This is a genomic window from Streptomyces sp. NPDC003016 (assembly GCF_053591455.1).
In genome coordinates, this window is the sequence record NZ_JBSFTV010000063.1 from 1 (window position 1) to 22,521 (window position 22,521).

The window sequence follows — 22,521 nt, forward strand, 5'->3', positions numbered from 1 at the left end:
GTAGACGGCCACGCTCGCGATCCCGGCATCCCGGCAGGCCCGAGCAACGCGGACAGCGATTTCGCCACGGTTGGCGATGAGCACCTTGCGCACGATGGCTCCCTCCTTGAAACAAGCTGAGTTTAGGGACTGCCGACACGGCCCTACGACCCGTCCCCAATGGTGAGCTTGCCCACACGGAGCGTGATGCGAGGCTCGCGCGATTCGCGAATTCCCTTGTCGCACCACGGTACGACGGGTTCCTTCACCGCACAGTAGTCGTCCGGTGTGGCACAGGTCTCTGTCCGGGCGGTCAGCGGCACGGCAGCTTTCTTTGTGGAGTCCCTACGAATGGCCGAATGATTCTTTGCCCGGGGGCCGGCCGTGCCGGACCCCTTGTACGGAGGTTTACCCGTTAGTAGCGTTTGGGCTGACGCGCACGTACTAGGGGTAACAGCCGGAAGAGGGTGGGGCGCCATGGCGCGCAGACCGATAGCCGCCGTGGCCGCGGCCGTGCTGTTCGTCGAGGCCGTCGGGATCGTGGGCGTCCACTGGATCCTCGGCAGGATCGTCGACAGCCAGTCGATGTCCCTGGACGGTCTGGACTCCGACGTCATGGCCACCTCGACGTGGGTGATGGGCGGGGTCTTCGGCCTCTACCTGGTGGTGTGCGGCGTCTTCCTGCTGCGCGCCGCGCTGACCGACCGGGCGCCGGGCCGCCTCGGCCGGACCCTGCTCATCGCGTGCGCGGTGGTGCACGGGGTGCTCGGGGCGCTGGCGGTCGGACTGGTCGGCTGGACCGCGTTCGTGGCGATGATGGCCGTGCTCGCCCTGATCGTGCTGTCGCTCGTCGCGTACGGCGCGCGGGGCGATGCCACGGGCGTCGCGGACGCGCCGCCCCCTGCCGGGCCGGAGAGCGGAACTCCGGCGCCGGTCTGACGGACCGGCCGCGGCGCGGGGTGCGGCCGCGGGGCTCAGAGGAACGCGAGCCGGGCACCGAGGGCGGCGAACGCGCCCGCGAAGACCCTGCGCAACCAGGTCAGGACCCGGGGGCGCGAGAGGACGTGGTGGCGCATGGCGGCGGCGAACCTTCCGTAGGCGGCGAAGACCAGCAAGGTGAGCAGCATGAACACGGCGCTCAACTCGACCATGCGCACCAGCGCGTTCGGCTCGCCCGCGCCCACGAACTGAGGCAGGAACGCGAAGAAGAAGATCGTGAGCTTCGGATTGAGGAGGTTGATGAGAACGCCGGACGTGATCGCCTTCACCGCCGGGCGGGGTGCGGTCTCCTCCTCCGCCGTGAGGGCGTTCTTGTTGCACCTCGTGGTCACCTTCACAGGCCCGGGGCCCGCCGGCCAGGGGTTGACCGACACCGACACCGGCCTCGCGGCCGCGGCCTCGCGCGCGGCGTCAAGGTGCAGCCGCTGTCATGGCACCGGCAGCGCCCGGGCCGCCCCGGTCTCGTCCTGGGTTACGCCGCGACGCCGCCGGGCGGGATCGCGGAGGGGATCGCGGTGCTGGGCGCCGTCATGCCCACAGGCCGGTGATCGGCGTACCGAGGCCGGCGAGGAGGCGGCGCAGCAGTGGCAGCGACAGGCCGATGACATTGCCGGGGTCGCCGTCGATGCCGTCGACGAACGGGGCCGAGCGGCCGTCGAGGGTGAAGGCGCCGGCGACGTGGAGGGGCTCGCCGGTCGCGACGTACGCGGCGATCTCGGCGTCGGTCGGCTCGCCGAAGCGGACGGTCGTGGACGCGGTGGCGGAGGCGCGGCGGCCGGTGGCGGTGTCGATCACGCAGTGGCCGGTCCGGAGGATGCCGGAGCGGCCCCGCATGGACTTCCAGCGGGCGGTGGCGTCCTCGGCGTCGGCGGGCTTGCCGAGGGCCAGGCCGTCCAGTTCCAGGACGGAGTCGCAGCCGATGACGAGGGCGCCGGCGGCCTCGGGGCGGGCGGCGACGGACGCGGCCTTCGCCTCCGCGAGTACGAGCGCCAGCTCGCCGGGCGTGGGCGCGGTGATCGCGTCCTCGTCGACGCCGCTGACGATCACCTCGGGGGCGAGCCCGGCCTGGCGGAGGAGTCCGAGGCGGGCGGGGGAGGCGGAGGCGAGGACGAGGCGGCGGCGCGGATCGGTCATGCGGTTCATCGTAGGACGCCGGCCCGGCGTACATCCGGCGGGTCGGGTCAGTGGACGCCCAGTACGAACATCGCCAGCACCATCGCCAGGGCGAGCAGCACGCCCGCGCGCCGGAGCATCGCCTGCATCTCACGCAGCTCTTTCGGAGGCTCGTTCTCCGGGTCGGACCACAGCATGCCTTCGATCCTGAGGCCGACGCGGCTTCGCCGCCTGAGTACCTGTACTCAGGCGGGCCAGTACCAATGGACTAATTCCGGGTGAACGTTCCGGCCCTCGCCGCCGCCAGGGCCGCCCCCGCCGCCCGCGCCGCGTCCGCCTCGCCCAGTGGCTCCCGGCTCACCGCGAAGCGGTAGTAGAGCGGGGCGGACACCGCCCGGATCACCTCGCCCGCGTCCGTACCGGCCGGGACCTCCCCCCGCCCCGCCGCCCGTTCCACGCACGGCGCCCACGCGCGGATGCGCGTCGCGTAGAAGCCGTGCAGCGCGTGCGCGCACTCCTCGTCGCACGCCGCCGCCGCGATGACCGCCCGGAAGACCGGGCCCATGCGCGGATCGGTGAGGGTCCGGTGCACGAGACGGGCGTTGGCCAGGAGGTCGCCCTCCAGCGAGCCGGTGTCGGCGGCGGGCACCGACTGCTCGGCCATGTCGCGCAGCAGGTCGGCGACGAGACCGGCCGCCGAGCCCCAGCGGCGGTAGACCGTGGTCTTGCCGACGCCCGCGCTCGCCGCGACGCGGTCCAGGTGCAGGCCGTGGAATCCCCCCTCCACCAGCGCCTCCTGCGTCGCTCCGAGCACGGCGGCACGGACCTTGGCGGTCCGTCCGCCGGGGCGCACGGTCCCCGGCGTGAGCACGGTGGGGTCCAAACGGGAATTTTGTTCCATTAGATGCTCCGAGTCTGGTACGATCCTCGCATCTTAACGGAACTTGCTTCCCATTAGGGAGAGGGTTGTGCCATGAACGTCCACCCGGCCCGCCGTATCGCCGCCCCCGTCGTCGCTTCCGCGCTCGCTCTCGGCCTCCTCGCCGCCGCGCAGCCGCCGTCCGCCGCGCAGCCGCCGTCCTCCGTGCAGCCCACCGGTCGCTGGACCGCCGCCTGGGGCGCGTCCCCGCAGTCCCCCAGCACCGGCTTCACTCCCAACTGGTCCCAGGAGGGCTTCTCCCGCCAGACCGTCCGCCAGGTCGTCCGCGTCACCGGCGCCGGCGAGCAGGCCCGTATCCGCCTCTCCAACGCCTACGGGACCTCGCCGCTCACGGTCACCGGCGCCACCGTCGCCCGTACGGCGAAGGCGGAGCGCACCGCCGTCGAGCCCGGCAGCGTCCGCCACCTCACCTTCTCCGGAAAGCGGTCCGTGGAGATACCGGCCCGCGGCGAGCTGCGCAGCGACGCCGTCCGGCTGCCCCTGGAGCGGCTGGAGTCGGTCACCGTCACCCTCTATCTCGCCGGCACCACCGGGCCCGCCACCTTCCACTCCCAGGCCTGGACCGACACCCACCGCGCGGAAGGCGACCACCGGGCGGACACTTCCGGCGCCGCCTTCACCGACTCCACCCAGTCCTGGTACTACCTCTCCGGCGTCGAGGTCCGCGGAGCCCAGCCGAGGAGGAAGGACGGCATCGTCCTCTTCGGCGACTCCATCACCGACGGCTTCGGCTCGACCCCCCGCACCGACCGCCGCTACTCCGACGCCCTCGCCGAGCGCACCGGCCGCCCGGTCGTCAACCAGGGCATCGGCGGCAACCTCGTCCTCAACGACTCCGCCTGGTACGGCGAACGCGCCACCGCCCGCTTCGGCCGCGACGCCCTCGACCAGCCCGGCGTCTCCACCGTCGTCGTCCTCGAGGGGCTCAACGACATCGGCTTCAGCGAGGCGAAGGACCAGCCCACCTACAAGCCGTCCCCCGTCGTCTCCTCCGCCGAACTCGTCGCCGGCTACCGGAAGCTGATCCGCGCCGCCCACGCCGAGGGCCTGCGGGTCGTCGGCGCGACACTGCTCCCGTTCAAGGGCTCCGACCACTGGGGGCCGCACGCGGCGGAGGTCGGCGACGAGGTGAACCACTGGATCCGTACGTCGGGAGAGTTCGACGCGTACGCCGACTTCGACAGGGCGCTCGCCGACCCGGCCGACCCCGACCGCCTCGACCCGGCGTACGACCACGGCGACGCGCTGCACCCCAACGACGCGGGCTACCGGCTGATGGCGAAGACCGTCGCCGAGGTCCTGTGAGGCGACAGCGACGAAGGCCGGACCCGCCGCCTGCGCGCGGGTCCGGCCTTCACTCGTCTCGCTTGCGGCTCAGCCGGGCCAGTACGTCCGGCCCCACGCCGTCGGACCCGGCTGCGGCAGTCGCTGCCGCGCCACCCTGGCCGGGTCCGACCAGGCGGCCGGCGGCTGCGCCGCGCCGGACGGCGGGCCGGCCGCCGCCGCGGCGCGTGCCTGGACCACCGCCAGGGCGGCGGCCAGCTCCTCCGGGGTCGGATTGCCCCGTACGACCTTGATCATCGTCAGCGGCCCTTTCTGGAGCTCCTAGAGCGGAATGTTGCCGTGCTTCTTCGGGGGGAGGGATTCCCGCTTGGTGCGCAGCTGACGCAGCCCGCGCACGATGTGGCGGCGGGTGTCCGAGGGCGTGATCACCGCGTCCACGTAACCGCGCTCGGCGGCGACGTAAGGATTCAGCAGCGTGTCCTCGTAGTCGGCGATCAGCTCCGCCCGGACCGCCTCCGGGTCGTCGGCGGCCGCGATCGTACGGCGGTGGAGGATGTTCACCGCGCCCTGCGCGCCCATCACCGCGATCTGCGCGGTCGGCCAGGCCAGGTTCAGGTCCGCGCCCAGGTGCTTGGAGCCCATGACGTCGTACGCGCCGCCGAAGGCCTTGCGCGTGATGACCGTGATGAGCGGGACGGTCGCCTCCGCGTACGCGTAGATCAGCTTCGCGCCGCGCCGGATGATGCCGCCGTACTCCTGGTCCACGCCCGGCAGGAAGCCCGGCACGTCCACGAAGGTCAGCACCGGCACGTTGAACGCGTCGCAGGTGCGCACGAACCGCGCGGCCTTCTCGGAGGCGTTGATGTCCAGACAGCCCGCGAACTGCATGGGCTGGTTGGCGACGATGCCCACCGGCCGGCCCTCGACCCGGCCGAAACCGGTGAGGATGTTGGGCGCGAAGAGCGCCTGCGTCTCCAGGAACTCGCCGTCGTCCAGCACGTGCTCGATGGCCGTGTGCATGTCGTACGGCTGGTTGGCGCTGTCCGGGATCAGCGTGTCCAGCTCGCGGTCCTCGTCGGACGTCGCCAGGTCCGCCTCCTCCGGGAAGGCCGGCGGCTCGGAGAGGTTGTTCGACGGGAGGTAGGACAGCAGCGACTTGACGTACTCGATCGCGTCCTTCTCGTCGCCCGCCATGTGGTGCGCGACGCCCGAGGTGGTGTTGTGGGTGCGCGCGCCGCCCAGCTCCTCGAAGCCCACGTCCTCGCCGGTCACCGTCTTGATGACGTCCGGACCCGTGATGAACATGTGCGAGGTCTGGTCGACCATCACCGTGAAGTCGGTGATCGCGGGCGAGTAGACCGCGCCGCCCGCGCACGGTCCGACGATCAGCGAGATCTGCGGCACGACCCCCGACGCGTGGACGTTGCGGCGGAAGATCTCGGCGAACAGGCCGAGCGCGACGACGCCCTCCTGGATGCGCGCGCCGCCGCCGTCGTTGATGCCGACGACCGGGCAGCCGGTCTTCAGCGCGAAGTCCATGACCTTGACGATCTTCTCGCCGTAGACCTCGCCGAGCGAACCGCCGAAGATCGTGAAGTCCTGCGAGTAGACGCAGACCGGGCGGCCGTCGACGGTGCCGTAGCCGGTGACGACACCGTCGCCGTACGGGCGGTTCTTCTCGATGCCGAAATTCGTCGAGCGGTGCCGGGCGAACTCGTCGAGTTCCACGAACGACCCCTCGTCCATGAGCAGGCCGATCCGCTCACGGGCCGTCAGTTTGCCTTTGGCGTGCTGTTTTTCGACCGCGCGCTCGGAGCCGGCGTGCGTGGCTTCGTCGATACGCCGCTGCAGATCCGCGATCTTGCCCGCGGTCGTATGGCGGTGTGCATCGGAGTTGGCAGTCTCGGGCTCGGACATCGCGTTGCGGCTCCCTGCCTGGTCAGCGGACGGCTACTGGCACGTAGCGTATCGGCGCGTGTGGCGCTCGGCAGTGCGTCGTTTGCCACACCTACGCTGGGTTGCATGACGCCTCCCGATGCTTCAGACAGCCGCTGGTCCGACCTCGGCCGGCCGCCGCTCAGCGCCGACGCGCTGCGCCGCGCACTGGTGCGAGAGGGCGGCCTGTGGACGTCCCTGGACGTCGTCCCCTCCACCGGCTCCACCAATACCGACCTGGCCGCACGGGCGGAGGGCCTGCCCGAAGGGGCGGTGCTCGTCGCCGAGGAGCAGACCGAGGGCCGCGGACGCCTCGACCGGCGCTGGTCGGCGCCCGCGCGCTCCGGGCTCTTCTTCTCGGTACTGCTCAAGCCCACCGAGATCCCCGTCGAGAAGTGGGGCTGGCTGCCGCTGCTCGCCGGCGTCTCGGTGGCGACCGGGCTGTCCCGGTCCGCGGGCGTCGACACGGCACTCAAGTGGCCCAACGACCTCCTGGTGACGGTCCCCGAGGACTCCGGCAAGCTCCGTCCGGGGGAGGCCCCGTTCGGCGAGGAGCGCAAGGCCGGCGGCATCCTCGCCGAGCGGGCGGCGGACGGTGTCGTCGTCGGCATCGGCGTGAACGTCTCGCTGACCGAGGAGGAGCTGCCGATCCCCGGCGCGGGGTCGCTCGCGCTCGCCGGAGCGGTCTCGACGGACCGCGACCCGCTGCTGCGTGCCGTCCTGCGTTCGCTCGGACAGTGGTACGGCGAGTGGCGGGCCGCCGGGGGCGATCCGGCGGCCTGCCGCCTCCAGGAGGCGTACGCGGCGGGGTGCGCGACGCTCGGCCGCACCGTACGGGCGGAACTGCCCGGCGGCCGGTCGGTGACCGGCGAAGCGGTGGCCATCGACGGCCACGGGCGGCTCGTGCTGGCGACGGCGGAGGGGGTCCAGCAGCCGGTGGGGGCCGGTGACGTCGTACACCTCAGGCCGGGGCCGGGCGCGGAGGGGCCGCACGGGACGGGGGAGTGAGGTAGGGCACACCTGCCGTATCGTTGAGGCGATCCGCGACGGATCGCGCGACAGACGATCGGCAGGACACAGGGCAGTGCGCAGGGAACGGGCAGGAGGCGGTACGTGACCGTCGACGACACGGGGTCCCCTGCGGGCGAGGGGCGGGACCCGGGCACGGATCCGGAGCCGGGCACGGCCGCGCCGTCCGGCGCGGGCAAGGGGCCCTCCGCGGGTGCGGCGTCCTCGTCCCGCCCCGGCGCGTCCTCGTCCGGCTCCGGCGACGGCCCGGTGCACGGTGTCGTCCGGGCGGACGGGACCGGGAGCGGGGTGCCCGCCGCCGTGGAGCCCTCGCCGTACCCCACGCCCCACCACGCCGTCGACCACACCGCCGAGCCGACCGACGATCCGCTCGCCATCCGCCTGGAGCAGCTGATCCTCGGCGCCGAGCGCCGCTACACCCCCTTCCAGGCCGCCCGTACCGCCGGTGTCTCCATGGACCTCGCCTCCCGGTTCTGGCGGGCCATGGGCTTCGCCGACATCGGGCAGGCCAAGGCACTGACCGAGGCGGACGTCCTGGCCCTGCGGCGGCTCGCCGGTCTCGTCGAGGCGGGGCTGCTCAGCGAGCCGATGGCGGTGCAGGTCGCCCGGTCCACCGGGCAGACCACCGCCCGGTTGGCGGAATGGCAGATCGATTCCTTCCTGGAGGGGCTGACCGAGCCGCCCGAGCCCGGCATGACCCGTACCGAGGTCACGTATCCGCTCGTCGAGCTGCTCCTGCCCGAGCTGGAGGAGTTCCTGCGCTACGTCTGGCGGCGCCAGCTCGCCGCCGCCACCGGACGGGTCGTCCAGGCCGCCGACGACGAGGAGATGGTCGACCGGCGGCTCGCGGTCGGCTTCGCGGACCTCGTCGGGTTCACACGGCTGACGCGGCGCCTGGAGGAGGAGCAGCTGGGCGAGCTGGTCGAGGCGTTCGAGACGACCTGCGCGGACCTCGTCGCGGCCCACGGCGGCCGGCTCATCAAGACGCTCGGCGACGAGGTCCTCTACGCGGCGGACGACGCGGGCACGGCGGCGGAGATCGCGCTGCGGCTCATCGAGACCATGGAGGCCGACCAGACGATGCCTGCCCTGCGCGTCGGCATCGCCTTCGGCACGGTCACCACGCGCATGGGCGACGTCTTCGGTACGACCGTGAACCTGGCCAGCCGGCTCACCTCGATAGCGCCGAAGAACGCGCTCCTCGTCGACGGCGCGCTCGCCGAGGAGCTGTCGCGGACCGGCGAGGCGCCGGTCTCCGAGGCGGAGGCGGCGGCCGAGGCGGAGAAGGCGGAGCAGGAGGGCGTCACCCCGCCCTCGTACCGCTTCGCGCTCCAGCCGATGTGGCAGCGGCCGGTGCGCGGGCTCGGCACGGTCGAACCATGGCTTCTGACCAGGCGCCCCACCTAGGATCCTCCCGGTAACGATCGTTAACCGGGAGGGTGTGCGGCATGACTGGGGAACAGGAACGCTTCGGGGAGTTCGTCGGTGTACAGCGGCACGGCCACGTCGCCGAGCTGGTCCTCGACCGCCCCAAGGCGATGAACGCGGTCTCGACCGACATGGCCCGTTCCGTCGCGGCGGCGTGCGACGCGCTGGGCGCGGACCCGCAGGTGCGCGTCACGGTGGTGACGTCCAGCCACGAGCGGGCGTTCTGCGTCGGCGCGGACCTCAAGGAGCGGAACTCCTTCACGGACGCCGAGCTGGTACGTCAGCGCCCGGTCGCCCGGGGCGCGTACACCGGCGTACTGGAACTGCCCATGCCGACGATCGCCGCCGTGCACGGCTTCGCGCTGGGCGGGGGCTTCGAGCTGGCGCTGGCCTGCGACCTGATCGTGGCGGACCGCACGGCGGTGGTCGGGCTGCCCGAGGTGTCGGTGGGCGTCATCCCGGGCGGTGGCGGTACGCAGCTGCTGCCCCGGCGGGTCGGGGCGGCGCGGGCGGCGGAGCTGGTGTTCACGGCGCGGCGGGTGGAGGCGGACGAGGCGGCCGGGCTCGGGCTCGTCGATGTGCTGGTGGAGGCCGGGCGGGACCGGGAGGAGGCGCTGGCGCTGGCGGCCCGTATCGCGGGGAACTCGCCGGTGGGGCTGCGGGCGGCGAAGCGGGCGATGCGGCTCGGGCACGGGCTCGATCTGCGGGCCGGCCTGGAGGTCGAGGACGCGGCGTGGCGGTCGGTGGCCTTCTCGGGCGACCGGGCGGAGGGGGTGGCGGCGTTCAACGAGAAGCGCGCGCCCCAGTGGCCGGGCGAGTAGGGCGGGTGGGGCGGATAACTCGATCAACGGGCATATCGATACAAATCCCCCCGAACTCCCTAAGCTGAGGAGATGGGTGAGGATGCGCGGCTGCGGGCCGTGGTGACGCTGGCGCAGGCGATGGCGGCGGCGCACACCCCGCGCGAGTCCTGGCGGGCGGCCGCACTGGGGGCGAAGGAGGCCCTGGGGGGCAGCTTCGCGGCGATCTCGGTGTGGGAACGCGAGCTGGGGCAGCTGCGGGTGCTCGTCAACGCGGGGGCGCGGGTGGTGGGGGAGGAGGAGTTCCCCGAGGAGGAGACCTACCCCGTGCACCAGTTTCCGGAGATCGCGGAGTTCCTGCACGAGCAGTGGGCGGGCGGGGGCGGGCCGCACGCGTGGGTCGAGACGGCGGAGGGGCCTCCGGAGGGGGCCGCGGGTCCCTCCGGGTACTGCCACCAGCGGGTGGCGGCCCTGCGGCGGCGCGGGCGCGGATCGTGCGTGGTCGCGCCGATCGTGCTGAGGGGGCAGGCGTGGGGGGAGCTCTACGTGGCGCGGCCGGCCGGGGAGCCCGTCTTCGGCCGGCCCGACGCGGACTTCGCGACGGTGCTCGCGTCGGTGGTGTCGGCCGGGATCGCCCAGACGGAGCTGCTGGAGGAGGTCCGCAAGCTCGCGTTCACCGACCCGCTGACGGGGCTGGCGAACCGGCGGGCCGTCGACATGGGGCTCGACGAGGCGGTGGAGCGGCACCGGGAGTCCGGGGCGGTCGTCAGCCTGGTCGTCTGTGACCTGAACGGCCTGAAGCGGGTCAACGACTCCCTCGGCCACGCGGTGGGCGACCGCCTGCTGGAACGCTTCGGCTCGGTGCTGTCCGTGTGCGGCGCGATACTGCCGGGGGCACTGGCGGCGCGGCTCGGGGGCGACGAGTTCTGCCTGCTGGCGGTGGGGCCGTCGTCGGACGCGGTGGTGAAGGTGGCCGAGGATCTGTGCGTACGGGCGGCGGAGATGGACCTGGGGGAGGGCGTCGCGTGCGGCGTCGCCTCGACCGGTGATCCGATCGGGCCGGTGCGCACCGCGCGCCGTCTCTTCCGGCTGGCGGACGCGGCGCAGTACCGGGCGAAGGCGGCGCGGTCGGCGAAGCCGGTGGTCGCGGGGCGGGACGGGGCGGTGGTCCGCCTCGCCGACGCGCCCCCGGCCGCGCCGCACGAGCGGCGGGCGTTCCGGGGGCGGTGGCCGGGTGGCACGGGGTGAGGCTTGCCTGCGGGCACGTCCGGCACGGGTAAGGGGTCAACCGCCGGTCGGGTAGTGACAGAGACGGATTCAATCCGTAGGGTTCTGAATATGGATATGCAAACAGTCGTGCTGGGGACGTCCGGGACCACCGCAGCGGACGTCATCGCCGTCGCCCGGCACAACGCCAGGGTCGAGCTCTCCGAGGAGGCCGTGGCCGCGCTCGCCGCGTCGCGGGAGATCGTGGAGGCGCTCGCCGCCAAGCCCGAGCCCGTCTACGGCGTCTCGACCGGATTCGGCGCCCTCGCCTCCCGGCACATCAGCCAGGACCTGCGCGCCCAGCTGCAGCGCAACATCGTCCGGTCGCACGCCGCCGGCATGGGCCCGCACGTCGAGCGCGAGGTCGTACGCGCGCTGATGTTCCTGCGGCTCAAGACCGTCGCCTCCGGCCACACCGGCGTACGCCCGCACGTCGCCCGGACCATGGCGGACCTCCTCAACGCCGGCATCACCCCCGTCGTCCACGAGTACGGTTCGCTCGGCTGCTCCGGCGACCTCGCCCCCCTCAGCCACTGCGCCCTCGCGCTGATGGGCGAGGGCGACGCCGAAGGCCCCGACGGGGTCGTCCGCCCCGCCGGGGAGCTGCTCGCCGCGCACGGCATCGTCCCCGTCGAGCTGCGCGAGAAGGAGGGCCTGGCCCTCCTCAACGGCACCGACGGCATGCTCGGCATGCTGCTCATGGCGGTAGACGACCTGAAGCGGCTCTACACCTCCGCCGACATCACCGCCGCGCTCAGCCTCGAAGCGCTGCTCGGGACCGACAAGGTCCTGGCGCCCGAGCTGCACGCCATCCGGCCCCACCCGGGCCAGGGCGCGTCCGCCGACAACATGCTCCGCGTCCTCGCCGGGTCCGGCCTCACCGGCCATCACCAGGACGACGCCCCGCGCGTCCAGGACGCCTACTCCGTGCGCTGCGCCCCCCAGGTCGCCGGCGCCGGGCGCGACACCCTCGCGTACGCGCTCACCGTCGCCGAGCGGGAGCTCGCCTCCGCCGTCGACAACCCCGTCGTGCTGCTTGGGGACACCTCCCAGGCCGAAGGCTCTGGGGGAGGCCGCGTCGAGTCCAACGGCAACTTCCACGGGGCGCCCGTCGCGTACGTACTCGACTTCCTCGCCATCGCCGCCGCCGACCTCGGCTCCATCTGCGAGCGCCGCACCGATCGGCTCCTCGACAAGAACCGGTCGCACGGCCTGCCGCCCTTCCTCGCCGACGACGCCGGCGTCGACTCGGGCCTGATGATCGCCCAGTACACGCAGGCCGCCCTGGTCAGCGAGATGAAGCGGCTCGCGGCTCCCGCCTCGGTCGACTCGATCCCGTCCTCCGCCATGCAGGAGGACCACGTCTCCATGGGCTGGTCGGCGGCGCGCAAGCTGCGTACCGCGATCGACAATCTGACACGGATCGTCGCCGTCGAGCTGTACGCCGCCACGCGCGGCATCGAGCTGCGCGGGGGACTCACCCCCGCGCCCGCCTCGCAGGCCGTCATCAAGGCCGTGCGGGAAGCGGGAGTCGAGGGCCCCGGACCCGACCGCTACCTCGCGCCCGACCTGGCCGCCGCGGATGCCTTCGTACGGACGGGCGGACTCGTCGAGGCCGTCACGGCGGTGACCGGGCCCCTCGCGTAACCGGACGGAGCGTCGGAGGAAGTCGGAGGGACCGGAGGAAGTCGAGGGCCGCGCGTCAGGCCGGGCGCGCGGCCCTTCGCACCGAGAACGCCAGGAAGCCGGCGCCCACGCCGAGGAACGCCGTGCCGCCGACCAGATACGGGGTCGTGTCCACGCTGCCCGTGTCGGCGAGCGCGAGATCCTGCGAGGCGCTCACCCCGGTCTGCTGGAGCTGGGACTGGGACTGGGGCTGGGGCTGGGACTGGGACTGGAGCTGGGCTGGTGTCTCCTTTTCCGCCGTCGCATTGGCGGACGGGACGAACCACAGAGCACACAGCAGTGTGCCCGCAGCGGTGGCGGTCAGCAGCGGTCGGCGTGCGGACACGTAATCGATCCCCCTTGAGGCAACCGGGAATTGGCCGTGTACGCCGATGCTAATGAAAGCAGCGGGTCGCAGGAAAGCCGCGAGAGCCCGTGGGCCTACGCTCCGACGCATGAACGCAATTGACACGTCACGCTTTGTCCGGCTCCAGGTGGAATTGGTACTGGAAATTTCCGACGCCGAAGCGCTCACCGGCGCCGCTCTCGCCCACGTCACGGAAGACACGCACGTCCAGGACGCCGAACGTACGCATGCCCGGTCCGCGGTGCGGGAAGACGTCGCGGAGGCCCTCGCGCATCTCGTGGACCCGTTCGACCTGATCGGCGACGTACCCGGGGTGGAGCTCGCGCAGGCGTCGTGGAGCAGCGAGCGGATCGACTACAACCCGGACGCCGTGGAGTGGGACCTGGATGAGGACGACGAGGACGACGAGGACGACACGGAAGGGCCCGTATAGCTTCTCGGGGAAGCCCGGCGAAGAAAAACACGCCGCCGCCGCAACCGGCGGCGGCGTGGCCGCGTCGATGAGTGGTGTTCCCCACATCCCCCCCAGATGTGGAACGGACGTATCGGTCCAGGAGTTCTAAGACATTGGCAGGGAAACGCTGCCCAGCGCCCCTGCCCGGGGATTTGTGGGGAATCGGCAATGATGGAGAAGCGTGTGATGACGGACAGCAAGCGGCGCAGGGGCCTCATGGCCGCGTCCGCACTGCTCAGCGGCGTTCTGGTCCTTTCGGCCTGCAGCGACGGCGGCGACAGGAGCGGCACCACGGCTGCCGAGAGCTCGAAGAAGTCACAGGCCGAGGTCGACGAGGCGGCGGCCAAGGACACCTCCGAGGCGCGAATAACGATCACGCCCAAGGGCGGGGCCGACAACGTCAGCATCAACCGCGGCACCAAGGTCACCGTCCGCGACGGCAAGCTGACCGAGGTCACCATGACCTCGTCGGCCGGCGAGAAGGTGGCGGGCACCATCACCGCCGACGGCAGGAGCTGGAAGCCGGACGCGCAGCTGGAGCGCTCGACGACGTACAAGATCTCGGCGACGGCGGCCGACTCCGAGGGCCGTGAGGCGCACGAGAACGGGTCCTTCACCACTGTCTCGCCCGCCAACAGCTTCATCGGCAACTTCACGCCCGACGACGGCTCCAAGGTCGGCGTCGGCATGCCGGTGTCGATCAGCTTCGACAAGCCGATCACCGACAAGGCCGCCGTCCAGAAGGGCATCACGGTCACGTCGAGCAGCGGCCAGGAAGTCGTCGGCCACTGGTTCAGCGCGCAGCGGCTCGACTTCCGCCCCCAGGAGTACTGGCAGGAGGACTCGACGGTCACCATGAAGCTGGCCCTCGACGGCGTCGAGGGCGCCGAGGGCATCTACGGCGTCCAGGACAAGACCGTCACCTTCACCGTCGGCCGCAACCAGGTCAGCACCGTCGACGCCCAGACGAAGACCATGACGGTCACGCAGGACGGCAAGACGGTCAAGACGATCCCGATCTCCGCGGGCGCGCCCGAGAACCCGACGTACAACGGCCAGATGGTGATCTCCGAGAAGTTCAAGGAGACCCGGATGAACGGTGCGACGGTCGGCTTCACGGACGACGACGGCAAGGGCGAGTACGACATCAAGGACGTGCCGCACGCCATGCGGCTGTCCACGTCGGGCACGTTCATCCACGGCAACTACTGGGGCGCCGACTCGATCTTCGGCAGCGCCAACACCAGCCACGGCTGCGTGGGTCTGAACGACGCCAAGGGCGCGAACGACCCGAACCAGCCGGGTGCGTGGTTCTTCAACAACTCCCTCGTCGGTGACGTGGTCATCGTCAAGAACTCCCCGGACAAGACCATCCAGCCCGACAACGGCCTCAACGGCTGGAACATGGACTGGGAGCAGTGGAAGGCCGGCTCCGCGGTCTGATCAGAGCTCTCCGAGTCCCCTCCCCGGCTCTCCGTAACGAGCGCGGCGGCGGGCGCCGCCCCCAGCACCTGGGGGCGGCGCCCGCCGCCGTTCGCGTTCCGGGCTTCTCCCGCGGCTCTCAGGCCGGCCTCGTCCAGCCCTCACGACCCGCCCATGCCTTCGCGCCATGTGCCTCACCCACCTCCGGCGCGAGCCGCGCCGCCGCAGAAAGGCGGCGCTCGTCGTCGCCTCGGGCCCCGCCCTCGGCAGCGCGCTGGTCACCGTGGCCGGTTCGGCCACCACCGGCATGGGCCGCGCCCAGGACAAGGTCCTGGAATCGCTGCAAGGGCAGTCGTCCGGCGTGCGAAGCGCGTCGGGCCCGCTGCCGCAAGGCAAGCAGGAATCTCCCGGCTTCAGCCGGGAGAGCACTTCGCTTCACGTCAGGACCACCGACTCGCAGCGCGGCGGCGTACGACCGCAGCCACACCCCGGCCACGGCGGCGGCGTCCTCGGGCCCGTCCGCCCGGCGCAGGGTCACCGCCGTGTCACTCATCCACGTACCTCCATGGCCACGTCCGTCCCCCAGTTCGCCAGCAGCTGCAGGGATTCCCACGAGGGCGAGCCCGGCTCCGCGTGGAAGGTGATCAGATGCTGCTCCGGGTCGTCGGGCAGCGTCAGCGTCTCGTACGCCAGGGTCAGCTCACCCACCAGGGGGTGGTGCAGGCGCTTGGTGCCGTGGCCCTTGTCCTTCACGTGGTGCGCGGCCCACAGGCTCCTGAACAGCTCGTTCTTCACCGACAACTCGCCGACCAGCGCGGACAGCAGCGGATCGTCCGGGTGGCAGCCCGCGTCCAGCCGCAGGTAGCTGACGACCTCGCACGCCTTGAGCTCCCAGTCGGCGTACACGTCCCGGAAGCCGTCGGCCAGGAAGAGGAGACGCGCGAGGTTGCGCTCCTCGGCGGGGAGCGCGGTGATGTCGCCGAACAGCACGCGGGCCATGCGGTTGCAGCCGAGGACGTCGGTGCGCCGCCCCATGACGTACGCCGGCACCCCTTCCATGGCGTCCATCAGCTGCTGGAGACCGGGCCGCAGACGCTGCGGCCGCGCCGGACGCCTGCGCTTCTGCGAGGGCTTGGCGAGGTGCGTGAGGTGGTCGCGCTCGGCGTCGGACAGCCGCAGGGCGCGGGCGATCGCGTCCAGTACGCCCATGGAGACGTTGCGGCCGTTGCCCTGCTCAAGACGGGTGTAGTACGCGACCGAGACCCCCGCCAGCTGCGCCAGCTCCTCGCGGCGCAGGCCCGGGACGCGGCGGTGCCTGCCGAAGTCGGGCAGGCCCACGTCCTCGGGCTTGAGCCGCGCACGGCGGGAGCGGAGGAACTCACTCAGTTCGGCGCGCTGGTCCATAAGAGTCAAGTATTGCCTGTCGTGCGACGGTGATCCTGACCCCGCCAGTGGTACGCACAGCGGACGTACGCTCACCAGGGGACTGGGTGGATGCCCGCGGTTCCCGCAGGCTGGTCGCCATGAGCACTCCTGTTTCCCCTGCCACCTCCGTTACTTCTGTCGCCGCATACGCCGCCCCCTCGGCCGGCGCCCCGCTGGAGAAGACCTCCGTACCGCGCCGCCCGGTCGGCGAGCACGACGTGCTGATCGAGATCAAGTACGCGGGCATCTGCCACTCCGACATCCACCAGGCCCGCGACGGCTGGGGCGAGGGCATCTACCCGATGGTCCCCGGCCACGAGATCGCCGGCATCGTCACCGAGGTCGGCCCCGGCGTCAGCAAGTACGCGGTCGGCGACCGGGTCGGCGTCGGCTGCTTCGTCGACTCCTGCCGCGCGTGCGAGTCCTGCCGCGCGGGTCAGGAGCAGCACTGCGCCAAGGGCATGACCGGTACGTACAACGCTCTCGACAAGAACGGCGAGCCGACCTACGGCGGCTACTCCACCCACCTCGTCGTCGACGAGAACTACGCGGTCCGCATCCCCGAGAGCCTCTCGCTGGACGTCGCCGCCCCGCTGCTGTGCGCCGGCATCACCCTCTACTCGCCGCTCAACCACTGGCAGGCGGGCCCCGGCAAGAAGGTCGCGATCCTCGGCCTGGGCGGCCTCGGCCACATGGGTGTCAAGATCGCCGACGCGCTGGGCGCCGAGGTGACCGTACTGAGCCAGACCCTCCGCAAGAAGGAGGACGGGCTGAAGCTCGGCGCCGACCACTTCTACGCGACCAGCGACCCGAAGACCTTCGAGGAGCTGGCCGGCTCCTTCGACCTGATCGTCTCGACGGTCTCCGCGCCGCTCGACATGGACGCCTACCTGAGCCTGCTCAAGGTGGGCGGGGCGTTCGTGAACGTCGGCGCCCCCGAAGAGCCCAACTCGCTCAACATGTTCTCGCTGATCGGCGGCAACAAGACCCTGGCCGGCTCGATGATCGGCGGCATCCCCGAGACGCAGGAGATGCTCGACTTCTGCGCGCGGCACGGGCTGGGTGCGGAGATCGAACTGATCGACGCGGACCGGATCAACGAGGCGTACGAGCGGGTGCTCGCGAGCGACGTCCGCTACCGCTTCGTGATCGACGCGGCGACGATCTGACGCCGGGGGCCGGGCGCACACCGCGCGGTCCCGCCCTGCACGTGCGGTCCCGCATCGTGCGGTCCCGCATTACCCGGGAGGTAATCGACGGCCGTGGCGCCCCCCGGAAGGATGTGACGCACCAGCTCGTCACATCCTTCCGGGGAGGAAAACCATGAGCGCCTACGCCGTCGGTCACCTGCACGCCGCCGCCCAGCACGAGGACGTCTTCGTGTACATGGAGCGGATCCAGGCCACCCTCGACCCCTTCGCGGGCCGCTTCCTCGTCCACGGGACCGAGGTGGAGGTCCGCGAGGGGGAGTGGCCCGGCTACCTGGTCGTCATAGGTTTCCCGGACATCGGCACGGCGCGTGCCTGGTACGACTCCGACGCCTACCGGGAGATCGTGCCGCTGCGTACGCGGCACATCACCGCGGACATCGTCCTGGCGGACGGCGTGGCCCCCGGCTACGAAGCGGCGCACACGGCGGCGAGGATGCGGCAGCAGGCGGGGTGACGCGGTGCCACCCCCGGCTGCCCGCTACGGCCGTCCGGACCCCAGCGCGGCGAGGCCGCGGGCGTGGTCGAAGGCCGGCACGGGATCGTCGGCGCCGGTCCACGGGGCGGCGCCGCACCACCCCCCGATCAGCCGGAACCGGGCCAGGGCCTCGGTGCGACGCCCGGTCTTCACCAGCGTGGCGGCGAACGGGTGACGTATCCCGGGCAGGAGGCGTCGACGGCGAGGCGCGGAGCGGGTTCGTCGCGCGGCGGACCGGGGTGGCGGGGGTCGAGCCGCGCGCGGGGGACGAGGCCGTGGGCGGCGGCGTCGAAGCGCTTGGCCCGCTGGTCGCGGAGGGCCAGGCGGGTGATGTGGACGAGGGCCCGGACGAGAACCGCCGGGCCGACGACGGTGATGAGACGCGTGTACACGGAACGTCATCATCCCTGTTCAGGATCACGACAAGCGCACGAACGGGCAGGATACCGGCCTCAGTCCGCCGGGCGGCCGACGTCGCCACGACCACTCCACCGGCTCCGCTCCAGGGCGTACTCGACCTCCCCGTGCTCCGAGCCCTCGATGCTGTCGGGCCACTCCCCGTACCACCGGCGTACGAAGAAGAGCCCCGCCTTCTCCATCACGCGCCGCGAGCGGGAGTTGACGTACATGGTGTCCGCGGTGACCCTCTGCACGCCGAACTCGGTGAACCCCTTGTGGATCAGGGCGCGGGCTCCTTCGGTGGCGTAACCGCGTCCCCAGGCGGACCGCCCCAGCCGGTACCCGAGCTCGACGACATCGGCGCAGTCCTCCGCCAGCGGCCGGAACTCGAACCAGCCGAGGAACGCGCCGGTCGCCTTCTCCTCGGCGGCCCAGAACCCACGGGTCCCGATGCACGGGTAATCGCGCGTCAGCCGCGGAAGCACCCGCTCGACGACGTGTACGCGGGAGGTGGGGCGCCCGCCGTTGACGAAGCGCATGACTTCGGGGTCGCTGTCGAGCGCGACGAGCCGTTCGATGTCGCTGTCCTCACCCTCGCCGAACGGCCGCAGTACGAGCCGCTCGGTCTCCAGAAAGGTACGCATCACCCGATGCTCGCGCCTGCCGCCGACGACCGCCAGCGAATAAACGAAGGACGGAGCGGGAACGACGCCGGGCTCAAGCGGCCGGCGAGCAGCCGTCCGGCGAGCAGCGCGTCCGGCGTCGCCGTCGCGCCCGGCGGGAGGGGCTCAGCCGTCGGCCTTCGCGACGCCGATCGGGCAGGAGACGCCCGTCCCGCCGATGCCGCAGTAACCCGCCGGGTTCTTGTCGAGGTACTGCTGGTGGTACGGCTCGGCCGGCCAGAACGGGCGGGTGTCGGCCGGGAGGATCTCCGTGGTGATCGTGGAGTGGCCGGAGTACGTGAGGACCTTCTGGTACGCCTCGCGGGACGCCTCCGCGGCCGCGGCCTGGGCGGGGGAGTGGGTGTAGATCGCCGAGCGGTACTGCGTGCCCACGTCGTTGCCCTGGCGGAAGCCCTGGGTCGGGTCGTGGTTCTCCCAGAAGACCTTCAGCAGCTGCTCGTAGGAGACCACCGACGGGTCGAAGACGACGCGCACCGCCTCCGTGTGGCCCGTCAGTCCCGAGCAGGCCTCCTCGTACGCCGGGTTCTCGGTGTAGCCGCCCTGGTAGCCGACGAGCGTCGTCCAGACGCCCTCCGTCTGCCAGAACGTGCGCTCCGCGCCCCAGAAACAGCCCATGCCGAAGTCTGCGGTCTCCAGACCGTCCGGGTACGGGCCCACGAGCGGGTTGCCGAGGACCGTGTGGCGGGAGGGGACCTCGAACTCGGGGGCCGGGCGGCCCTTCAGGGCCTGCTCGGGGGTGGGGAGCTGGGGGGTACGGCCGAACAGCATGACTCGGTCTCCTTCACGGGGGCGGGGCGCGGCACCGGCATCAACGTTCCGGCGCCGCCCGGAATTCCGCGTCAGCCGGCCGACGCCGCGGCGGCCACGCTCGCGTCGCGCAGCTCGCAGTACGACGCCGCCGGGTCGCCCCGGTAGCGCCACGGCAGGGCGTCGACATGGCCGTCGACGAGGCGGAACTGTTCGACGGCGGCCTCGTCGCGGTCCTGGAGGGACAGGTAGTACGCCAGCAGGTGGCGGACCTCCGGCAGGCGCGGGTGGTCCGGGCCGGCCGCGGCCGCGTCGGCCAGGGCGGCGTCGACCAGGGCGTGCATCTCGGGCGTGCGGTCGGCGTCCGTGGAGTCCGACTCGTCGTGCTCGAAGTGCGCGATCAGCGGGAACGCCGTCATCAGACTGCCCGGCGGAGCGTTTCGCGCCGCCCGCGCGGCGAACGCGCGGGCCAGCTCCTCCGAGCCGCGCCACTTCCCGCACCAGTACTGGAGCGCCGAGAAGTGGGCCTCGTAGTGGTGCGGGGCGCGCTCGGTGATCTCCTTCCACAACAGGTCCATGTCGGCGTGCGGGTAGCCCAGCCCGATCGCGGTCCAGATCTCGCCGACGTATGGGCCCGGATCACCCTCGGGGGCCAGGGCGGCCGCCCTGGCGTGTTCCTCGCGGGACCGGGCCAGGACGCGGCGGAAGCCCTCGAACTGCTCGTCCGTCGTGTACTGGGCGCGCTTGCCGCCCCGCACCCGCCAGGCCAGGAACACCGTGGAGCGGGCCCGCAGCAGCGCCGCGGCCGGGTCCTCGGGGCGCGCGGCCTCCCAGGCCAGCAGCCAGGTGTCGTCCTCGGCGGCCAGGTCCGCCAGCCGCTCGCAGTGCCGGGTGCGCTCCTCCCAGCTCCGGGTGGCCGCCGTCGCGTCGAACAGGGCGGCGGCCGGCTGCCAGTCGCCCGCCTTCGCGGCGGCCAGGGCGGCGGCCAGCGGGGCGGGGTCCGGGGACGACAGTTCGGTGTTCTGCCGCTCCGGCGGCAGGAACCCGAGCGCGGTCACCTCGTCGGGCTGCCCGTCCTCGGAGGAGGACAGGACCGAGTCGGGCGAACGCCAGCCCTCGACGGCCCCCTGGACGATGGCCTTCAGGAAGTACAGCCCGATCGCGGCGAGGCCGAGGACGAGGGGCGTCAGGATGATCCAGAGCAGGGTGGTCACGAGGGTTCTGCCGTCCGTGGGTGAAGGAGAAGGGCGCGCAGGGGCGCGGTGTCGGGGGTGTCGGCGATCGCCGCGTCGACGGCCGCGTCCAGGTCGGGCTCCGTCCCGTCGGCCGCCTCCGGCAGGTGTACGGTCGCGGCCTCGGACCACGAGAACTCCCAGCGCAGCCGGGACCGGGCGCTCAGGTCCGCCAGCACCATGGAGCTCAGCGACCTGCGCAGCGCGGGGCGCGCGAACTCCCGGAAGACACGGCCGTTCGCCGCGGCCGCCTCGTCGGACATCGGCAGCCGCCGGGCCAGCTTCCACAGCTGTCCGTCGTCGATCACCTTCAGCAGCGCGGGCAGGGTCGGCGGCTGCCGGGTGTACATGGCCAGCGCCCGGTGCAGCGGCGAGTCGAGGGAGCCCAGCCCGGCCCCCATGGCGGCGTCGAGCAGCTCCTGCCAGTCCTCGGCGCGGCGCAGGGCGAGCGCCTCCTCCGACAGGACGGCCTCCTCCAGTGCGGCCAGGGTCCGGCGCGGCTCGGTGAGGAGGTCCAGGGCGGCGCCCTTGCCCTCCTCGGCCCGCCCGTCGGCCGGCAGGGCCTCGACGCGGCGGACGCGCTCGGCGACGGGCGGGTGCGAGTCGTACGGGGAGAGGGACTCGGCGGGCGGTTCGAGGAGCGTCCCGGCCCGTTCCAGTCCGCGGGCGTCCAGCATGCGGCCGAAGCCGCCGAACACCTCACCGCGCGGCGGCAGCACCCCCGCGCCGGTGCCCAGCATGGCGTAGCACTCCCGGTAGAACCCGAACGCGGCGTCCAGGGCCGGGATCTCGCGCAGCGCGGAGGCGGTCGCGTCGCGGCCGGCGATCCGGGCGGCCGCGGCGTCGGCGGCGTACTCCTGGCGGCGGGAGCCGGCGAGCGTGGCGCGGAAGTAGAACGTCGCGTACGCGGTGTAGATCCCGGCCATCGTGCGGTACGTGATGCCGGCACGGCCCGGGTCGACCTCGCGGGTCCCGCGGCCCCTGGCCTCGGCCCTGGCGTTCCGCTTCTCCTGGCGGGCCCGTTCGCGGCCGGCGGTCTTCGCGGCGCGCGCCTCGAAGTGGCGGACGGTGCGCAGGATCTGGGCGCGGCCGCGCACGGTGATCGGGGCGAGACGGGTGTCGGAGTGCGCGTAGTGGCCCAGTTCGTGGGCGAGTACGGCGCGCAGCTGGGCCTCGCTCAGGCCCTGCAGCAGCGGTACGCCCAGGTGGAGGCGGCGCGGGCCGGGCAGCAGGCCGAGGAGGCGGGCGTCCTCGCCGACGGAGGCGTTGACGTCACCGGTGAGCACGATCCGGGAGGGCGCGCGGGTGCCGACCCGGTCGGCGAGCTCGTGGACCGTGCGCCACAGCCGCGGTTCGTCGGCCTCGGTGACGGCCAGGCCGGCGTCGCCGCCGTCCTTCGGCGTCCGCAGCATGAACAGGCCGCGGACGACCGGGACCGCCAGCAGCAGCGAGACGACGTACAGCTTGGCGGCGAGGGCGGAGGGGGCGTACAGGTACAGCAGGCAGTCGACGCCGGCGAGGACCGCCAGGAGCAGGACGCCGAGCAGGTAGAAGCCGGAGAGCAGGACGAGGGCGCGCAGCGCGCGCAGGGATGCGCCCATCGGGCAGAGTTCCCCCCAAGGGAAATGGACATGACGAAGCAGAGTGGGGGGAAGCGGAGTATCACCC

The 22,521-nt window shown here is 72.4% G+C and carries 25 protein-coding genes and 2 pseudogenes; 12 read left to right on the forward strand and 15 right to left on the reverse strand.

Annotated elements, in window-relative coordinates; all coding sequences use genetic code 11:
* Positions 1-93: biotin carboxylase N-terminal domain-containing protein (locus ACWDZ4_RS33175; protein ID WP_280842533.1), on the reverse strand; the 93-nt coding region annotated here is incomplete at its 3' end.
* 363 nt (positions 94-456) lie between these two features.
* On the opposite strand from ACWDZ4_RS33175, the gene ACWDZ4_RS33180 reads away from it, so the two are divergent.
* Positions 457-918, forward strand: coding sequence for a hypothetical protein (locus ACWDZ4_RS33180; RefSeq protein WP_451512105.1), 462 nt, complete (start codon positions 457-459; stop codon positions 916-918).
* Between the two features lie 35 nt (positions 919-953).
* Here the strand turns inward: ACWDZ4_RS33180 and ACWDZ4_RS33185 are convergent.
* A pseudogene (locus ACWDZ4_RS33185) lies at positions 954-1,295 on the reverse strand (LysE family translocator); the annotation flags it as partial.
* Here ACWDZ4_RS33185 and ACWDZ4_RS33190 point away from each other — a divergent pair.
* Positions 1,294-1,526, forward strand: a pseudogene (locus ACWDZ4_RS33190) (PLP-dependent aminotransferase family protein); the annotation flags it as partial. The pseudogenes ACWDZ4_RS33185 and ACWDZ4_RS33190 overlap by 2 nt on opposite strands.
* On the opposite strand, the gene ACWDZ4_RS33195 reads toward ACWDZ4_RS33190, so the two are convergent.
* The 3 genes from ACWDZ4_RS33195 to ACWDZ4_RS33205 all read right to left on the reverse strand — a co-directional run bounded on the left by ACWDZ4_RS33195 (position 1,507) and on the right by ACWDZ4_RS33205 (position 2,992).
* Complete coding sequence (locus tag ACWDZ4_RS33195; protein ID WP_451512106.1) at positions 1,507-2,121, reverse strand: nucleoside triphosphate pyrophosphatase; 615 nt, start codon at positions 2,119-2,121, stop codon at positions 1,507-1,509. The pseudogene ACWDZ4_RS33190 and the gene ACWDZ4_RS33195 sit on opposite strands and share 20 nt — an antisense overlap.
* A 38-nt stretch (positions 2,122-2,159) precedes the next feature.
* Positions 2,160-2,288: a morphogenic membrane protein MmpB gene (mmpB, locus tag ACWDZ4_RS33200; RefSeq protein WP_451512107.1), complete on the reverse strand. Its 129-nt coding sequence runs from the start codon at positions 2,286-2,288 to the stop codon at positions 2,160-2,162.
* A 71-nt stretch (positions 2,289-2,359) separates the two neighbouring features.
* On the reverse strand, positions 2,360-2,992 hold the full coding sequence (locus ACWDZ4_RS33205) for a TetR/AcrR family transcriptional regulator (RefSeq protein WP_451512108.1): 633 nt from the start codon (positions 2,990-2,992) through the stop codon (positions 2,360-2,362).
* 72 nt (positions 2,993-3,064) lie between these two features.
* Here ACWDZ4_RS33205 and ACWDZ4_RS33210 point away from each other — a divergent pair, with 72 nt between their 5' ends.
* Entirely contained in the window at positions 3,065-4,336 is a 1,272-nt protein-coding gene (locus tag ACWDZ4_RS33210) for an SGNH/GDSL hydrolase family protein (protein WP_451512109.1), read from the forward strand.
* A 69-nt stretch (positions 4,337-4,405) separates the two neighbouring features.
* Here ACWDZ4_RS33210 and ACWDZ4_RS33215 read toward each other — a convergent pair whose 3' ends face one another.
* Both ACWDZ4_RS33215 and ACWDZ4_RS33220 read right to left on the reverse strand, forming a co-directional pair.
* Positions 4,406-4,612, reverse strand: a complete 207-nt coding sequence (locus ACWDZ4_RS33215) for an acyl-CoA carboxylase epsilon subunit (RefSeq protein ID WP_451512110.1) — start codon at positions 4,610-4,612, stop codon at positions 4,406-4,408.
* A 24-nt stretch (positions 4,613-4,636) separates the two neighbouring features.
* Positions 4,637-6,232: an acyl-CoA carboxylase subunit beta gene (locus tag ACWDZ4_RS33220; RefSeq protein WP_451512111.1), complete on the reverse strand. Its 1,596-nt coding sequence runs from the start codon at positions 6,230-6,232 to the stop codon at positions 4,637-4,639.
* A 105-nt stretch (positions 6,233-6,337) separates the two neighbouring features.
* Here ACWDZ4_RS33220 and ACWDZ4_RS33225 point away from each other — a divergent pair, with 105 nt between their 5' ends.
* The 5 genes from ACWDZ4_RS33225 (at position 6,338) to hutH (ending at position 12,420) form a co-directional block, all read left to right on the forward strand.
* Positions 6,338-7,258, forward strand: coding sequence for a biotin--[acetyl-CoA-carboxylase] ligase (locus tag ACWDZ4_RS33225; RefSeq protein ID WP_451512112.1), 921 nt, complete (start codon positions 6,338-6,340; stop codon positions 7,256-7,258).
* Between the two features lie 105 nt (positions 7,259-7,363).
* A complete protein-coding gene (locus ACWDZ4_RS33230) occupies positions 7,364-8,686 on the forward strand; it encodes an adenylate/guanylate cyclase domain-containing protein (RefSeq protein WP_451512113.1) in 1,323 nt (440 codons plus the stop codon).
* Positions 8,687-8,727: 41 nt separating this feature from the next.
* On the forward strand, positions 8,728-9,528 hold the full coding sequence (locus tag ACWDZ4_RS33235; protein WP_451512114.1) for an enoyl-CoA hydratase/isomerase family protein: 801 nt from the start codon (positions 8,728-8,730) through the stop codon (positions 9,526-9,528).
* Positions 9,529-9,600: 72 nt separating this feature from the next.
* A complete protein-coding gene (locus ACWDZ4_RS33240; protein ID WP_451512115.1) occupies positions 9,601-10,755 on the forward strand; it encodes a diguanylate cyclase domain-containing protein in 1,155 nt (384 codons plus the stop codon).
* Between the two features lie 90 nt (positions 10,756-10,845).
* Complete coding sequence (gene hutH, locus ACWDZ4_RS33245) at positions 10,846-12,420, forward strand: histidine ammonia-lyase (RefSeq protein WP_451512116.1); 1,575 nt, start codon at positions 10,846-10,848, stop codon at positions 12,418-12,420.
* Positions 12,421-12,475: 55 nt separating this feature from the next.
* Here hutH and ACWDZ4_RS33250 read toward each other — a convergent pair whose 3' ends face one another.
* Positions 12,476-12,784 carry a hypothetical protein gene (locus tag ACWDZ4_RS33250; RefSeq protein WP_451512117.1) on the reverse strand — a complete coding sequence of 103 codons (309 nt, stop codon included), beginning with the start codon at positions 12,782-12,784 and terminating at the stop codon, positions 12,476-12,478.
* Between the two features lie 109 nt (positions 12,785-12,893).
* Here ACWDZ4_RS33250 and ACWDZ4_RS33255 point away from each other — a divergent pair, with 109 nt between their 5' ends.
* Together ACWDZ4_RS33255 and ACWDZ4_RS33260 are read left to right on the forward strand one after the other, a co-directional pair.
* Complete coding sequence (locus ACWDZ4_RS33255) at positions 12,894-13,238, forward strand: hypothetical protein (RefSeq protein WP_451512118.1); 345 nt, start codon at positions 12,894-12,896, stop codon at positions 13,236-13,238.
* A 192-nt stretch (positions 13,239-13,430) separates the two neighbouring features.
* Entirely contained in the window at positions 13,431-14,702 is a 1,272-nt protein-coding gene (locus ACWDZ4_RS33260; protein WP_451512140.1) for a L,D-transpeptidase, read from the forward strand.
* Between the two features lie 528 nt (positions 14,703-15,230).
* On the opposite strand, the gene ACWDZ4_RS33265 is transcribed toward ACWDZ4_RS33260, so the two are convergent.
* A complete protein-coding gene (locus ACWDZ4_RS33265) occupies positions 15,231-16,085 on the reverse strand; it encodes a helix-turn-helix transcriptional regulator (RefSeq protein WP_451512119.1) in 855 nt (284 codons plus the stop codon).
* A 119-nt stretch (positions 16,086-16,204) separates the two neighbouring features.
* On the opposite strand from ACWDZ4_RS33265, the gene ACWDZ4_RS33270 reads away from it, so the two are divergent.
* Together ACWDZ4_RS33270 and ACWDZ4_RS33275 are read left to right on the forward strand one after the other, a co-directional pair.
* Positions 16,205-17,275, forward strand: coding sequence for an NAD(P)-dependent alcohol dehydrogenase (locus ACWDZ4_RS33270; RefSeq protein ID WP_451512120.1), 1,071 nt, complete (start codon positions 16,205-16,207; stop codon positions 17,273-17,275).
* A gap of 154 nt (positions 17,276-17,429) precedes the next feature.
* Positions 17,430-17,771, forward strand: a complete 342-nt coding sequence (locus ACWDZ4_RS33275) for a DUF1330 domain-containing protein (protein ID WP_451512121.1) — start codon at positions 17,430-17,432, stop codon at positions 17,769-17,771.
* Positions 17,772-17,795: 24 nt separating this feature from the next.
* Here ACWDZ4_RS33275 and ACWDZ4_RS33280 read toward each other — a convergent pair whose 3' ends face one another.
* From ACWDZ4_RS33280 to ACWDZ4_RS33305, 6 genes are all read right to left on the reverse strand, one after another.
* On the reverse strand, positions 17,796-17,945 hold the full coding sequence (locus ACWDZ4_RS33280) for a hypothetical protein (RefSeq protein ID WP_451512122.1): 150 nt from the start codon (positions 17,943-17,945) through the stop codon (positions 17,796-17,798).
* The gene (locus ACWDZ4_RS33285) at positions 17,942-18,184 is read right to left on the reverse strand and encodes a hypothetical protein (protein ID WP_451512123.1); all 243 of its coding nucleotides are present in this window, start codon (positions 18,182-18,184) and stop codon (positions 17,942-17,944) included. The genes ACWDZ4_RS33280 and ACWDZ4_RS33285 overlap by 4 nt, the downstream gene beginning before the upstream one ends.
* A 60-nt stretch (positions 18,185-18,244) precedes the next feature.
* The gene (locus ACWDZ4_RS33290) at positions 18,245-18,835 is read right to left on the reverse strand and encodes a GNAT family N-acetyltransferase (protein ID WP_451512124.1); all 591 of its coding nucleotides are present in this window, start codon (positions 18,833-18,835) and stop codon (positions 18,245-18,247) included.
* A 144-nt stretch (positions 18,836-18,979) separates the two neighbouring features.
* Positions 18,980-19,642 carry a peptide-methionine (S)-S-oxide reductase MsrA gene (msrA, locus tag ACWDZ4_RS33295; protein WP_451512125.1) on the reverse strand — a complete coding sequence of 221 codons (663 nt, stop codon included), beginning with the start codon at positions 19,640-19,642 and terminating at the stop codon, positions 18,980-18,982.
* Positions 19,643-19,713: 71 nt separating this feature from the next.
* On the reverse strand, positions 19,714-20,835 hold the full coding sequence (locus ACWDZ4_RS33300; RefSeq protein WP_451512126.1) for a hypothetical protein: 1,122 nt from the start codon (positions 20,833-20,835) through the stop codon (positions 19,714-19,716).
* Positions 20,832-22,454, reverse strand: coding sequence for a M48 family metallopeptidase (locus ACWDZ4_RS33305; RefSeq protein WP_451512127.1), 1,623 nt, complete (start codon positions 22,452-22,454; stop codon positions 20,832-20,834). Before ACWDZ4_RS33305 ends, ACWDZ4_RS33300 begins: the two co-directional genes overlap by 4 nt.
* Between the last annotated feature and the right edge of the window lie 67 nt (positions 22,455-22,521).